Below are 268 nucleotides of genomic sequence, written 5' to 3'. Positions count from 1 at the left end.
CGTCGACGGAGAACGTCATCTGCCGGAACAGCCGCGCGAGGTTCGCGCACTGGCCGGCAAAGCCCGCGCGCGTCACGGTGTTGACGGTCGCGCCGCCGTAGTTCGGCCCGAAGTACGCGTCGCCGCCCGACAGGTAGGTCAGATGGAACTTGGTGTTCATCAGGTGCGGCTCCCACGCGAGGAACACGATCCAGCGCTTGTCGCGCACCGCGCGCTCGACCTGCGTGAGCATCCCCGTCTCGCTCGATTCGACCAGCGACCAGTTCGC

General features: G+C 67.5%; 1 protein-coding gene. It reads right to left on the bottom strand.

The genetic code is table 11. The features are described 5' to 3' along the window. Nucleotides 1-268: glycine betaine ABC transporter substrate-binding protein (locus SB751_RS31105; protein WP_410749155.1), on the bottom strand; the 268-nt coding region annotated here is incomplete at both ends.

The sequence above is a fragment of the Cupriavidus sp. SIMBA_020 genome (assembly GCF_046535395.1).
GTDB lineage: Bacteria > Pseudomonadota > Gammaproteobacteria > Burkholderiales > Burkholderiaceae > Cupriavidus > Cupriavidus campinensis.
The sequence above is the reverse complement of the archived record's forward strand: the minus strand, read 5'-3'. Positions and strand labels throughout refer to the sequence as shown.